The following is a 12518-nucleotide window of genomic DNA, read 5'->3' as shown; positions in this document are numbered from 1 at the left end:
GACTTGAGTTGGGATGGCAGAGAGCAGTCAAACTGGTCTCTCCATTCCTTTATTTCACCCAGAAATCTCAAGTAATTACTCAAACAATGGGTCGGCTCGCCTATTGGTGTGGGCAACGGTCTGTAAAACCGCCGCGTTTGCGTTGCTGGTTCAATTCCAGCCCGACCCATTCTGGAGAGATTGCTATCGGCAGGGCAAGCTGTTTGCTAAACAGTCGTGGATGTAAGTCCACTGTGGGTTCAACTCCCTCTCTCTCCGCCTTATGAGAACGTGGTGTAACTGGATTGCATCTCAGATTACGAACCTGAAGGTTGGGGGTTCAAGTCCCTCCGTTCTCGCCTTATCCCCTGGTAGCTCAGTTGGTAGTAGCGCCTGTCTGAAGAACAGGAGGTCATCCGTTCAATCCGGATCTGGGGGACTGGCACATTGCCCCATAGCTCAATTGGCAGAGCAAGCGGCTGTTAACCGCGAGGTTGTAGGTTCGAGTCCTACTGGGGCAGCCATTCATTGCCGAGTGGACGACTTGGAAAGTCGCTGTGACTCTGAATCACGGAGATGTTGGTTCGACTCCAACCTCGGCAGCCAATCATTGCCCTGTGGTGTAACTGGCAACATCCCTCGCTTTGAACGAGGAGATTCCAGGTTCAAACCCTGGCAGGGCAGCCAAATTATGCTCCTGTAGCCCAATTGGAAGAGGCGGCTGTCTCAAAAACAGTCTATTTTGTACGGGTTCGACTCCCGTCAGGAGTACCAACGGGATGTGGCGCAACTTGGTAGCGCGGCAGCTTTGGGAGCTGAAGGTTGCAGGTTCAAATCCTGCCATCCCGACCATTTGCCCCTGTGACGTAATTGGAAACCGTCGCTCGTTTAGACCGAGTGTTTTGCAGGTTCGACTCCTGTCAGGGGTACTGAATCTTTGTTTGTACTACTTGCTTTCGCATAGTGACAGACATTAGATTAGTTTTTTAAACGTGTATTATAAACTGGAGGAATGAAAAGAAATGACATTTTAAACAAAGAAGCCCAAATTAGGCAGTGGATTAGCGAACACCGTTCTAAGGCATTTATTTGCAGCCAACTGCACTGTAGACCTATGACCTTAGAGTCGTATCTCGCTCAAATGAATATCGTCTACAAAGGCAATCAAGGTGGACGCGCACATAAAACTGGTCAACACAAGCCAGCAAGTAATTATCTATACAAAGGGTCTTGTATTAATCCACATAGCTTGAAGCTAAAGCTGATTAGAGATGGTATCAAACTTGCAGAATGTGAGTCTTGTCATGCCACTAAATGGCTGAGTGGGAGCGTTCCTTTAGAACTTCATCATATCAATGGCGATCGCCATGATAATAGATTAGAAAATCTTCAGCTATTGTGTCCTAACTGTCACGCTTTGACAGATAACTATGGGGGAAAGGCTCACAAAATGTTGAAGCAAAAGTTGAAGTCGAAAGAGAGAACACAATCTCTTGATGAAAGCGAAACTAACAATCGTTTCATCAGCGTCTTGGTATTTGATAGCGCAGAAAGTTGCGATCGCTGGCACAAAATACCACTTGCACTTAGGCATTTAGTAAACAATGGCGATGGCAGTTACAGTTGCCAATTTGGACACGGAACTTGCTCGTACTGTGGCAAATTGCTAGATAGTCCAGATTGTGATACTTACTGCTCTCGAAAATGCTACAGGTTAGCATCCCGGCGAGTAGTCAGACCCTCTAAAGAGGAACTCCAAAAATTGATTTGGATCAAACCAACTTCTCAAATAGCTAAAGAGTTCGGTGTCAGTGATAAAGCGATAGAAAAGTGGTGTAAAACTTACGGAATTGAGAAACCTTGTAGGGGTTACTGGGCTAAAAAACGTTCAATTCAAGCTCCCGTGGCGGAATAGGTAGACGCACTCAGTTGAGCGCTGAGTTTCTTGTTACAGGTTCGATTCCTGTCGGGAGTACCAACTTGGGTCGTTGGCAGAGCGGATATGCAGCTGCCTTTTAAGCAGACTTATCCAGGTTCAACCCCTGGGCGACCCACCAAAACTAGGGCGTTTGGCAGAACGGTTATGCTCCTGACTCTTAATCAGGCTGACACAGGTTCAACTCCTGTAGCGCCCACCAAAACTTGCCCCTGTAACCCAATTGGAAGAGGTGCCAAACTTAAAATTTGGAAGTTGCTGGTTCAAATCCAGTCAGGGGTATGGCTGAAATGGAAAGGGTAGTCGCTCTTTTGGATGACTACAATTTCTACTTTCAGATCCACAAATGCTGGTGTAGCTCAATCTGGCAGAGCAACTGACTTGTAATCAGTAGGTTGCAGGTTCAACTCCTGTTACCAGCTTAATGCGATCGTGGTGTAAAGGCAGCATCAGAGTCTTCCAAACTCACGGTACGAGTTCGAGTCTCGTCGATCGCTCCAATAATGCGGATGTGGTGTAAAGGCAACACCGGAGTATGCCAAGCTTCAGATACGAGTTCAAATCTCGTCGTCCGCTCTCCTAGCCCTGTAGCTCAATGGTGGAGCAACTGTCCTACAAACAGAGGGTTACAGGTTCAAATCCTGTCAGGGCTACCAATTTATAGGAGTGTCGCCTAATGGATGGGCATCGATCTTCTAAATCGATTTGTAGGGGTTCGAGTCCCTTCACTCCTGCCTAATGGGGTCATAGCTCAAATGGCTAGAGCATCCGCCTTGCAAGCGGAAGGTTAGGGGTTCAATTCCCCTTGATTCCACTGTGGTGTCTGAAGCCAAAGTGGTCGCGGCGCTGGTTTGTGGAACCAGTCATAACGGGTTCAAGCCCCGTCAGACACCCCTAAATGGAAGATGCCGCTGAATGGTCGGCAACCGGTCTTGAAAACCGGGGTAGGGTAATACCTAGGGGTACCCTGCGGGAAGCCGCTTCGCGTCTACGATTCCTCCATCTTCCGCCTCCCACCAGAAGCCGAAAAGTGAGGCACCGTGCTGATAACGCGGCAACAGGAGGGGCAGTACCTCTCTGGTGGATTGTTAAAATGCGATCGCACGATCAATTTAACAGACTCTCATTTATCAGCTCACCCTTACAGATGGAATGCGAGGCTTCCCGCCTATTCAGCTAAAATCTATCCAGTGAGAGCGCGAGGCGAACGAGATTGGACGACAATTATCAAACTTATTTGAATCGGGTAGCACGAATGACGCTACCAGAAGCATACAGATCCCAAGTCCAGCATATTCAGGAGTCATCTAAATTTCAGCCTGATTCTGGGTTGAGACAAGCAGTACCATTTCCCGGCTACTCGCTAATTACTCCTCCTGGGGTAGAAGCAACAGAAAATTCTGCTTTATATACCCAATTACAAAGTTATCAACAAAAACTATTGCAGTTGTCTGTCAACAGTGATTTGATTGTGCCAGTACCAGATACTAGCTTTCATTTGACTTTAGCAGACTTAATTTGGGATAGTGCTTACCGTGACGCCTGCGAGAAAAACCCCGAATTTGAACAGCAATTACGTTCTTGCGTGGCTGAAATATTTCAGGACTATCAAAAAGCGATCGCAACCGATAATCAACCTATATATTGGCAAGTACTGGGATTGATAGTCATGCCAAGAGCTATAGGAGTTTGTTTAGTACCGCAGAATGAAAGCTCCTACGAACAGGTGATTAAGTTTCGCCGTACTGTTTATCAAAATCCTCAGTTAATGGCTTTGGGTATTGAACAGCATTATCACTTCACTGCCCACATTACCTTAGGTTATTTTGGAGAAATTTCACCCGAACTAGACCGTACAAATCTTAGTAATATGCTTTCTGAAGTGAATCAACAATGGCTGTTAGATTCACCTGGATTTTTAGTAGATCGCGTTGAACTGAGAAAATTTGACGACATGACACGCTATTATCGCCAAAGTGAATGGCCGAGTTTAGTTTTTAGTCACTAGTCATTAGTCAATAGTCATTAGTCCTAATATTTTAGGCTTTTGACTATTGATTTAGCATAAATTATTTAAAGATTGAGAGTTCATATTTAATATTCTGTCTGTTTATAAGCCAGATAAATAGCTTCTAAAAATACATCAGGTGCAGCACCAGCGGGTATTTGCTCTAAGTTAATAATAGCTTGAACCTGTTGGGCTAACTTTAATGATAGTGAGGCTCTTGCCCTAACCGACATTCCACTACGCCTTTGTAAATATTCTCGAATTACAGCAAAATCATCTGGTAACAATGGTGATAAATCAGCAATTTGGCTCAGTTGTTCATGGAGCGACTTTGCTTGTTCTGAAATAGTAAAAGTTGCTGAAGCAGTTGGTATTTGATCTTGAATGACAATTGTACCTGCCGCAAAATCACCTAAGCGCTTTTCTTGACGACCCAACATAATTAAAAAAGCGCCAATAAATAAAAATTCATCAATAGGACGTAGCAACCCACGTAAGGCTGCTTGTTGTAGTCCAATTGGTCTGCCATCATCTCTGACAACACGAATTTTGGCAAAGCGTTTACCTAGGGTTTGCCCTTGCCATAAAGTTTCAAAAAATACGAAATAACCTGCATAAATTGCAAACGCGATCAAAAAAGCGATCGCTATCATCCACAAACCTAAATTAGAGCCGAAAACTGTTATCCAAAAATCTGATAGTTGTACGACAAAAATCCAAAAAATAACGTAAAAGGCAAGTAATATTAGGGCTAAAATATGATAATCAATTATTAAAGCCCAAGCACGATTACCAATTCCTGCAAGTGTAAATTCTAGTTCTACACTTTCAGGAGTACGGAACTTAATACGATTAAAAAGGTGCATAAACAGTTGAAAATGCGCTCATAAGAAGGAAATCTCAATGACAAGGGAGACAAAAGGGACAAGGAGGTCAAGGGGGAAATAACTTATGACTATTGCCTTTTGACTCTTGACTTTCACATTAGTAGTATTTAAATTTCGCGATCGCGTAATTTCAAACCTAAGCCTTCACGACGACTCCGCAGATCATAGTAAATAACAGCTTTAACGGTTTGCCAAAATGGCACAATCGCAGCCCCACTGGCAAAACTTAAAGCTAAGATTAACAAGAAAACTAGCACAGCCATCGCACTACTTCCTTGTTGTATCAAAGGCGTAAAAATTAGCTGCACAATTGTGGATAAAATTTGCACCAAAATTTGAATAGGTATTGTAATCAAAAAAGCTACAAACCCAATCAAAAGAATCCGCCACACGTAACCTTGAGTTAACTCCCAGCTACGACCGATGGTTGAAGTAGCATCAATGTTATCCTCAATTGCCAAGGGCACATCCACTAAATAAAAACGTGTCAACAGCCATAAAACTGCCACAAAAGCCGCCACGCCTAAAATAAAAGCAATTAAACCAACAAGCAAAGTAGCAGCAAGGCTGGCTTGTTGACCTAACCCTCCCACGACTACAGCGGCTAAAACGCCAATTAAGACAAATACAAACCCAACACCAAAGACAATCCCCAAACTTACAATCAACATTAATAGCATTGTTAGTAAAAATTGCCACAATCGGGAATTAACATAACGTTCGCCAGCAGCGATGCTTTCGGGTTGATCGACTAAATCGCCAAAAGCCAAGCGCGAAATTAGTGCGGACAGGGCATAAAACTTTGCCCACCCGTAAACTGGAACTAATATCCAAAGATACGCCCTCAGAGCCAGTAGATAGTATTCCTTGAGGTGAGAACGATACAATCGTATTCCTGCACTCACGACATTTCCCACACTTAGGGGTTGCATGGGGCTGGGAGAACCAAAATCACCAGACATGATGTTAAATTTTCCTTGCAAGTACGGAGATGAATTGAGGCTATCTTAAAGTACACTCAACCAAATCCTGACAAAATTTATGAATATTCAACGTTGGATTGCACGACGGGAATTCAATTGGCAGCGTTTGGATACCCTATTACGGCAGGTAGAAAAAAAAGGGTTAAAGTCGCTACAGGCATTAGAAATTCGCGAATTAGCGAGTTTATATCGTTCTGTAGCAGCAGATTTAGCACGTGCCCGAACTCAAAAAGTCGGCAATACTTTGATACACAGTTTACAATCTTTAACAACTCGCGCCTATACGCAGATTTATCAAGGTTCGCGTCGGCAAGAATGGCAAGCTGTTGTGAAATTTTACAAATGGGGTTTACCAGCCCTAGTGCAGCAAACATTCACATATACTGCAACTGCTACAGCTATGTTTTTGTTGGGGGCGTTAGTTGCTTGGTGGTACGCTTGGCAAGATCCAAATTTTATCTCGTTAATCGTACCCGAAAGCTTGATTTCGCGTGTACGAGATGACCATAAATTGTGGATGGGGTCAATTGTTGGCATTGAACCCTTAGCATCTAGCAGTATTATGATTAATAATTTGTCAGTGTCCTTTGGGGCTGTTGCTGGTGGAATGACAGCTGGGGCATACACAACATATTTAATGTTATTTAATGGTTTATTGATTGGTGCTATTGGTACTTTGGTAGGTCAAAATCAACTTGCCTATCCTTTTTGGGCATTTGTTTTTCCGCATGGTTCCTTAGAATTACCCGCGATATTTTTTGCTGGTGGTGCAGGGTTGTTATTAGCAAAAGCGATATTATTTCCAGGTCAATACCGTCGTCGCGATGCCCTAAAATTCTACGGTTCCCAGGCAGTGCAGTTAGTATTTGGGATAGTGCCAATGTTGATAATTGCTGGCACTATCGAAGGGTTTTTCTCGCCTAATCCCAGCGTTCCAGATCCTTTAAAATATCTTGTTGGTATGGGATTATTTGCACTTTTGGTAATGTATTGTATGCGTAAGTTACCTAAAATTTAAGGTGAAGTAGTAGCCTAAATTAGAAATTTTTATCCCAGTTCTACACAATCAGGCAACAGATGATAATGCTCTGATACCTAGAGAGGAGAAACACCCGTAGCGATCGCTACTTAGAGAAACTGGCGTGTAGACACGGAGATTGATGTATAGCTAGATTCTAAAAAGAGATTACTGTTGAGTTTTAACTGCCAGGATTCGCATTTTTGAAGAGTAGTTAAAGAACCAATAAAAATTCTATTTAATTAATGATTGATTTTAAATATAACAACTAGCTGAGTTCAGGATTAACTAGCAAAAAAAATAAGTCATATAAATTATGAATTAACTAGTAATAATACTGAGTGATGAGAAAAAATACTAATGATGAAGTTGTATTTCAAAGCACTAATAAACTTTTGACAGCAAGCTGGACGAATTCAGCAAGTTTCAAATATGACTGAATTAGGCAAAATTTCTCATCACCTGAAATCATAAATTGTCATGAAAAATTCAATTTTTCCTCCTTTACTTGCTGCTGTTGTGGGAACCAGCATTTTTTGTGGAAATGCTTCTGCTAATGCATTTGATATCAAAAGCCGAAATCAGGCTCCAGATGAATTTAAAAGTATTCTGCAAGAATTTCGAGCTTTCGTTGGAGAAGAAGGTCAGACATTAACGCCTGACAGCATTAATGCAAAGAAAGTAGATCTCTCGAAATTAGAACTGAAATTCGCTCATGATGTCAATGTCTTCTTCATTGGTGAAACAGCTGGAGGCTATCGCAACCGCTTGGATTTTAAAGCTACTGCTGGCTCTACAGTGACTACAGGCAAAATCTTTGGTGATACTTCTTGTAGCAAGACAGATACAATCGCCAATTTTAGTAAATTTTGTCCGAATCCCAATGACCCGTTAGCCAATAAAGTTGCACCCGATCGACCTTTGAACGTGGGCGATTGGGCGAATATCGGCTCGATGAGCGCTGGTACAAAATTGGACTTTTTGTTGCGTGCCAATGATATAAATGGTGGCATCTCTGGTAAAGATAAAAATGGAAATACAGTCGCAGGTGTCTGGAGTTTAAATCAAGCCTTGAACCCAGATGGTTTGCAGCACGCTGTTGCCTATTACTATAAAGATTACTTAGTACTAGGTTTTGAAGATTTATGGGGAGGCGGTGACAAAGACTATAACGATACAGTGTTTGCCATTGATATTGGTAAAGAAAACGCTCGTTATGCTGCTGGTATTACTCCTGTACCAGAACCTTCTGCAACGATTTCATTATTCGGTATTGCCGCACTAGGCTTTTTCACAACTCGTCGCCGTCGTAGCGCTTCAGTTGCTAAAGTTGATTCCGCGCCTTGAGTTGCAGGTATCGCTCAACTAACCGATCTGTAATCTGATGTGCTGGTGCGTCAAGTACCAACACACCTTTTTGTTTTAATTGGGCAAATGCAACTTGTCGCTGTGCTAATAAATCTAAAGCTACTGCCCGGATATAAGTATTTGTGACATCTTCAGTAAAAGTATGCGCTCGCAGATCGACTTGCGGATCGCGGAGTGTTACGCAAAATGGCAGATAACGCGGTGCTAGCCGAGAAAGGGAGGCGAGAAGTTCGGTAGAGGCGGTGACATCAACTATATCGGTAATTAATACTACTAGTGCCCGACGAGTTTGTTGCTGTACTACATTGGTTACAGCTCCTAAATAATCAGATTCCAGCAAGACTGGTTGAATGGGAGTCAGGCGATCGATTAATTGAATGAGATAATTTTGACCGCGTTCGGGAGGAATCCACGTATGCATTTGGCGGTCAAATACACCTACCCCGACGCGATCGCCTCGATGTAATCCTGCCAAAGCTAAGGATAAAGTCGCATTTAATCCCCAATCAAATCGTTGCAAACCCTGCACTTTTGCTGTCATTAACCGTCCGCGATCGAGCAAAATTATCAACGTTTGCTCTTGTTCTGGTTCTAAAACCCTTACCAGGGGGGGCGTGTTGGCATTGGCCCCTACCCGACGGGCGGTAGCTTTCCAATCAACTAAGCGTAAATCATCACCTGTGCGATAATTACGCAGTTCGGCAAACTCCGTACCAATTCCCATGCGGCGTTGGCGGATCGATCCAGATGATTGCAGTGCTAGACGAATGGAAAGCGATCGCAAACCGACTAAATCTGGATAAACTTTCACTTCCTGATTTTGGGGAATTTGCCGATCGTCCCAAGCTAATCCCCATACACCCAATTGTCTTACCTGAATATTTCTCCAAGAAAATTCTCCTCGCTGTGTTGGATGGACTGTATATGTTAATTCTTGAGTAGTGTTCGCTGCTACATTAGCTTTCAGTTCCGGTGCAGAAACACCAAAGCCTGTGGGGTAATAGTCGCGGACTTTGATTAAAGTATTGGCTTTTCCCGATGTTACCTTCAGCACAACTGGATTATCTCGACCAATAGACAAGCGCGATGGTAAATCGCGGCTAATTTGCACGCGATCGCGTTTCACCCGCAAACCATCCACAACCATCAATCCTAAGATCAGGGCATCAAATAAAAGTGCGATCGCGATGCTTGCTGGAATACCGAAGAATATAGCTAAGATAGGAGCGATCGCAATTCCTATCACTAATAATAAATAAACTCTACTTGCTGGAACCATTTTTGATATCTACAAATTTAATAAATTAACTGGAATTTTGCGCCTTCTGCCAGCCAGATCTGTTGCACAAATAAGACTTGAAACGCAGATAGCACTTCGGCAACCTCTTTTGATAGACTCAACATCAATTGAATTAAAAACAACAATGGAGCCAAGCCTACCCTTGTGGTCTGGCTTAACTCCATTTTCTTTACATTTTGTTTTGTTACTCCTACCTCTGTGCCCAAATGGTTAAAGTCGAGACCCCTGCAACCTCTTATAACTTTTATCTATTTGAAAACAGCTGTATTAAGATACAGTACTGCTAGATTTCGCCTCCAAATTTTCCAAGCGACTTCTTAATTCCTGATTTTGCTGCTTGAGTTGATCGAGTTCCTCACGCAAATTCCGCAGCGCATTTTCTGTACCAATATTCTTTTGCACCCGCGTAATCTCTTCATCAGCATAGCGACGTACACGCCCATCTGGAGTTTGGTCGGCTAGCGATCGCAAAATTCCAATGGCTTTGGGTGTCTCCATTTGTCCTAATGCGGTGACTACTGCTACTTGGGTTAAAAAGAAGCTTTCTTTCGCGAGTTCTCCTAATCTTTCCAAAATCCGTTCCAAATTGACTGGACTTTGACCCACAGAAATTTTGCCTAAAGCGCGAATTGTCGCTAGGCGTAAGGCTTGGGGTACGCCAAGTTTGGTATATTCTAGTAACAAGTTTAATGCTGCTTCTGAGGTTTTGAGTTCAGCTAAACCTGCGATCGCACCACTTCTTACTACTTCATTCCAGCCTGTTCTTTCTTCTAAAACAGTTTTCAGAAGTTTCAGTACTTTTTCTTCTTTGGGTTTTTCGTCCAGATTAGCAGCCGAAATTGTCCCAATTGCACGACAAGCGGCTGATTCTACATAGTAGCTGGGGTCGCCATCTTGCACCAATCCTTTCACAGCTTTATAGCTTTCGGTGGTTTTAGTATTAGCAAGTGCATCAACAACAGCACGACGCACATAAGGACTTTCATCTTTTAAACCAATGACTAACCCATCAAACGCTTGGTCTAATTTTACTTCGGCTAGTTGTTTAGCTACTTCAACACGCACACCCCAAAACGGGTCTTTTATTAGGGAATTAGATAAGGATTTTGTGGCTTCTAAACCACCTTTTTTCGCTAAAGCTTCCGCTGCATAAATGCGGGAAAGTGGATCGGGATCGAATTCTAATTGTGCTTTTAATTCGGGAATTGGGTATTCCAGAGTTACAGTTTTGAGATAATTATTCCCGACATCAAAGCTGATGAATTGTGGCTTAGTTTCTAGCGGGAAATAGAAACTTTGTTCGCGTTCATGTATCCTGACTGTAAAAGTTTTGAGTTGGGGAGATTCTCCCGTTTGGGCATAACCAAAGCCAATCGGAATTTTTAAATCAAATAACTCTTTACTGTCATTATTTTGTGCTTGAGTTTGAGTTACAGTTAATTTCGCTAAATTTGCATCTCCATCCCAAGAGTAAGCGACTTTAAAATCAGGATGACCACCACGATAAACGTACTGGTCGAAAAGGAAAGTCAGATTTCGTCCAGTTGCTTTTTCAATTGCCCTTAATAAATCTACTGTTTCTACAGTTTTGTGGGCATTATCTTGAACAAATGCCTGCATAGCTGGCCAAAATAATTCTTCTCCTAATTCCGCCCGAATCATGTGATAAACACAAGATCCTTTTTCATAAATGTGGCGGTCATAAAGTTCGATTGCTTCTCGATAAACGTGTGTCACCATCGGACGGCGGTAACGTCCGCTATCTTCACTAAAGTAACTCCGTGCTTCTAATAGTCGGTAGTAGGCTGCTTCTTGACTACTATATTCATGTTCTGTCCACATGACTTCAGAATAAGAAGCCATTCCTTCTTTAATCCAAGCATGAGACCAATGTTTAATAACTACCAAATCGCCAAACCATTGGTGTGCTAATTCGTGAACTACTAAACTTTCGGTGTTGCGATTATCTAAAGCAGCGCGTTCATCTAATAAACAGCGATCGGTTAATAGCGTTGTCGAAGTATTTTCCATTCCGCCGAAAATGAAGTCATCAACGCAAACCTGGGCATATTTGGGATAAGCATAGGTATAACCATACTTTTCGCTTAAAAACTCGATCATGCGAGGAGTTTTACCCATGCTGCGTTTAGCATCTGCTTCTCTACCTTTTTCTACATAGTAGGTGACAGGTTTACCTTGCCATTCATCCCGAATTTCGGCAAAGTCGCCAATTGCTAATGTCATCAAATAGGTAGGATGAATTTCTTGCTGTAACCAATGGTAAATTTTATCTTTACCATCTTCTTGGGTATCAATAAGTTCGCCGTTAGAAATCGCCACCAGGGGTTTGGGAACGCGAACACGAATCTCGGAAGTAGAAAGTTGTCCGGGATAGTCGAAGCAGGGAAACCAGAAACGGGAGTCTTCGTCTTCTCCTTGTGTCCAAACTTGGGTAGGCTTGTTGGGGTAGTGTTTGTCTGGTTGAATAAAGTAGATCCCGCGTTGGGGTTTTTCTACTGAATAGGCGATCGCAATTAATATCCGCTTACCCACCTGAGTTGGACTAGAAAGTTTAATTACTAGCTGTTCGCCATCGTAATCAAACTTTTGCTCTACTTCATCCACCCGTACAGATTGAATATTCAGGTTGACAGCATCCAAAGTCAAACTGTCAATCCCATTGCGGATTGGGGACAGGCGGATATTGCAACTGCCAGAATAACTTTGGTTAGGAATATCCAAATTCAAATCTAAAAAAATATGTTCTACCTGTCCGGGGCGATCGGGATTGTAATGTGGTTTTGCCCCTGGTAATTCAAAAGATTTGTGACCATTATTTTCTGTATCAAAATAAAAATGAGACATTGATGCTTACTAACCTTATATCTTGATGAAGTCTGGTTGGATGTAGTGAAGAAAAATGGCGCGATCGCAGATCTTGCCCAATCAAGTTAAGAGTCTGGAAGAATTTCTGGCTGGGGTTTCCCCATTGCTCTCCCCGATTTGCTTTCCTTGATGTAAGCTGATAGCTTGCACTGT

At 42.7% G+C, this 12518-nt stretch carries 9 protein-coding genes and 22 tRNA genes; 27 read left to right on the top strand and 4 right to left on the bottom strand.

Going from position 1 to position 12518, the window contains the following annotated elements:
• The first annotated feature begins 88 nt into the window (after nt 1-88).
• The 25 genes from AACU33_RS07590 to AACU33_RS07470 all read left to right on the top strand — a co-directional run bounded on the left by AACU33_RS07590 (nt 89) and on the right by AACU33_RS07470 (nt 3923).
• Nucleotides 89-169 (top strand) — tRNA-Tyr (locus tag AACU33_RS07590).
• 4 nt (nt 170-173) lie between these two features.
• A tRNA-Ser gene (locus AACU33_RS07585) sits at nt 174-258 on the top strand.
• Between the two features lie 6 nt (nt 259-264).
• Nucleotides 265-338: transfer RNA gene (locus AACU33_RS07580), tRNA-Arg, on the top strand.
• Nucleotides 339-344: 6 nt separating this feature from the next.
• Nucleotides 345-418: transfer RNA gene (locus AACU33_RS07575), tRNA-Phe, on the top strand.
• A gap of 9 nt (nt 419-427) precedes the next feature.
• Nucleotides 428-503 (top strand) — tRNA-Asn (locus tag AACU33_RS07570).
• A gap of 5 nt (nt 504-508) precedes the next feature.
• Nucleotides 509-585, top strand: a tRNA-Gln gene (locus tag AACU33_RS07565).
• A gap of 5 nt (nt 586-590) precedes the next feature.
• A tRNA-Gln gene (locus AACU33_RS07560) sits at nt 591-666 on the top strand.
• Between the two features lie 6 nt (nt 667-672).
• Nucleotides 673-753: transfer RNA gene (locus tag AACU33_RS07555), tRNA-Leu, on the top strand.
• Between the two features lies 1 nt (nt 754).
• Nucleotides 755-831 (top strand) — tRNA-Pro (locus AACU33_RS07550).
• A 3-nt stretch (nt 832-834) separates the two neighbouring features.
• Nucleotides 835-908, top strand: a tRNA-Leu gene (locus AACU33_RS07545).
• Between the two features lie 83 nt (nt 909-991).
• Nucleotides 992-1894 (top strand): HNH endonuclease signature motif containing protein, encoded by a 903-nt coding sequence (locus AACU33_RS07540; RefSeq protein ID WP_339375830.1) that lies wholly within the window; start codon nt 992-994, stop codon nt 1892-1894.
• Nucleotides 1877-1957: transfer RNA gene (locus tag AACU33_RS07535), tRNA-Leu, on the top strand. Before AACU33_RS07540 ends, AACU33_RS07535 begins: the two co-directional genes overlap by 18 nt.
• A 4-nt stretch (nt 1958-1961) precedes the next feature.
• Nucleotides 1962-2036: transfer RNA gene (locus AACU33_RS07530), tRNA-Lys, on the top strand.
• 6 nt (nt 2037-2042) lie between these two features.
• Nucleotides 2043-2117 (top strand) — tRNA-Lys (locus AACU33_RS07525).
• Between the two features lie 6 nt (nt 2118-2123).
• Nucleotides 2124-2197, top strand: a tRNA-Leu gene (locus AACU33_RS07520).
• A gap of 66 nt (nt 2198-2263) precedes the next feature.
• A tRNA-Thr gene (locus AACU33_RS07515) sits at nt 2264-2337 on the top strand.
• 4 nt (nt 2338-2341) lie between these two features.
• Nucleotides 2342-2415: transfer RNA gene (locus tag AACU33_RS07510), tRNA-Gly, on the top strand.
• 5 nt (nt 2416-2420) lie between these two features.
• Nucleotides 2421-2491: transfer RNA gene (locus AACU33_RS07505), tRNA-Gly, on the top strand.
• A 5-nt stretch (nt 2492-2496) separates the two neighbouring features.
• Nucleotides 2497-2571: transfer RNA gene (locus tag AACU33_RS07500), tRNA-Val, on the top strand.
• Nucleotides 2572-2577: 6 nt separating this feature from the next.
• Nucleotides 2578-2649, top strand: a tRNA-Arg gene (locus AACU33_RS07495).
• 6 nt (nt 2650-2655) lie between these two features.
• Nucleotides 2656-2729: transfer RNA gene (locus tag AACU33_RS07490), tRNA-Ala, on the top strand.
• 5 nt (nt 2730-2734) lie between these two features.
• Nucleotides 2735-2808: transfer RNA gene (locus AACU33_RS07485), tRNA-His, on the top strand.
• Nucleotides 2809-2815: 7 nt separating this feature from the next.
• Nucleotides 2816-2924 (top strand) — tRNA-OTHER (locus AACU33_RS07480).
• A gap of 31 nt (nt 2925-2955) precedes the next feature.
• Complete coding sequence (locus AACU33_RS07475) at nt 2956-3156, top strand: hypothetical protein (protein ID WP_339375829.1); 201 nt, start codon at nt 2956-2958, stop codon at nt 3154-3156.
• A complete protein-coding gene (locus AACU33_RS07470; protein WP_339375828.1) occupies nt 3129-3923 on the top strand; it encodes a DUF1868 domain-containing protein in 795 nt (264 codons plus the stop codon). The genes AACU33_RS07475 and AACU33_RS07470 overlap by 28 nt, the downstream gene beginning before the upstream one ends.
• A gap of 86 nt (nt 3924-4009) precedes the next feature.
• Here the strand turns inward: AACU33_RS07470 and AACU33_RS07465 are convergent, their stop codons facing one another.
• Both AACU33_RS07465 and AACU33_RS07460 read right to left on the bottom strand, forming a co-directional pair.
• On the bottom strand, nt 4010-4789 hold the full coding sequence (locus tag AACU33_RS07465; protein WP_096587910.1) for an RDD family protein: 780 nt from the start codon (nt 4787-4789) through the stop codon (nt 4010-4012).
• Between the two features lie 128 nt (nt 4790-4917).
• On the bottom strand, nt 4918-5772 hold the full coding sequence (locus AACU33_RS07460) for a DUF975 domain-containing protein (RefSeq protein ID WP_096587909.1): 855 nt from the start codon (nt 5770-5772) through the stop codon (nt 4918-4920).
• Nucleotides 5773-5851: 79 nt separating this feature from the next.
• Between AACU33_RS07460 and AACU33_RS07455 the strand changes: the two genes are divergently transcribed.
• Both AACU33_RS07455 and AACU33_RS07450 read left to right on the top strand, forming a co-directional pair.
• Nucleotides 5852-6811, top strand: a complete 960-nt coding sequence (locus AACU33_RS07455; RefSeq protein ID WP_096587907.1) for a stage II sporulation protein M — start codon at nt 5852-5854, stop codon at nt 6809-6811.
• Between the two features lie 480 nt (nt 6812-7291).
• Nucleotides 7292-8158 (top strand): DUF4114 domain-containing protein, encoded by an 867-nt coding sequence (locus AACU33_RS07450; RefSeq protein WP_096587905.1) that lies wholly within the window; start codon nt 7292-7294, stop codon nt 8156-8158.
• On the opposite strand, the gene AACU33_RS07445 is transcribed toward AACU33_RS07450, so the two are convergent.
• The gene (locus AACU33_RS07445; protein ID WP_096587903.1) at nt 8136-9458 is read right to left on the bottom strand and encodes a DUF58 domain-containing protein; all 1323 of its coding nucleotides are present in this window, start codon (nt 9456-9458) and stop codon (nt 8136-8138) included. The two genes, AACU33_RS07450 and AACU33_RS07445, sit on opposite strands and share 23 nt — an antisense overlap.
• A 288-nt stretch (nt 9459-9746) precedes the next feature.
• Nucleotides 9747-12344 carry a M1 family metallopeptidase gene (locus AACU33_RS07440; RefSeq protein ID WP_096587902.1) on the bottom strand — a complete coding sequence of 866 codons (2598 nt, stop codon included), beginning with the start codon at nt 12342-12344 and terminating at the stop codon, nt 9747-9749.
• Nucleotides 12345-12518: the final 174 nt, after the last annotated feature.

Source organism: Calothrix sp. NIES-2098 (genome assembly GCF_963875125.1).
Taxonomy (GTDB): Bacteria; Cyanobacteriota; Cyanobacteriia; order Cyanobacteriales; family Nostocaceae; genus Aulosira.
This window is presented reverse-complemented; position numbering and strand designations above follow the sequence as displayed.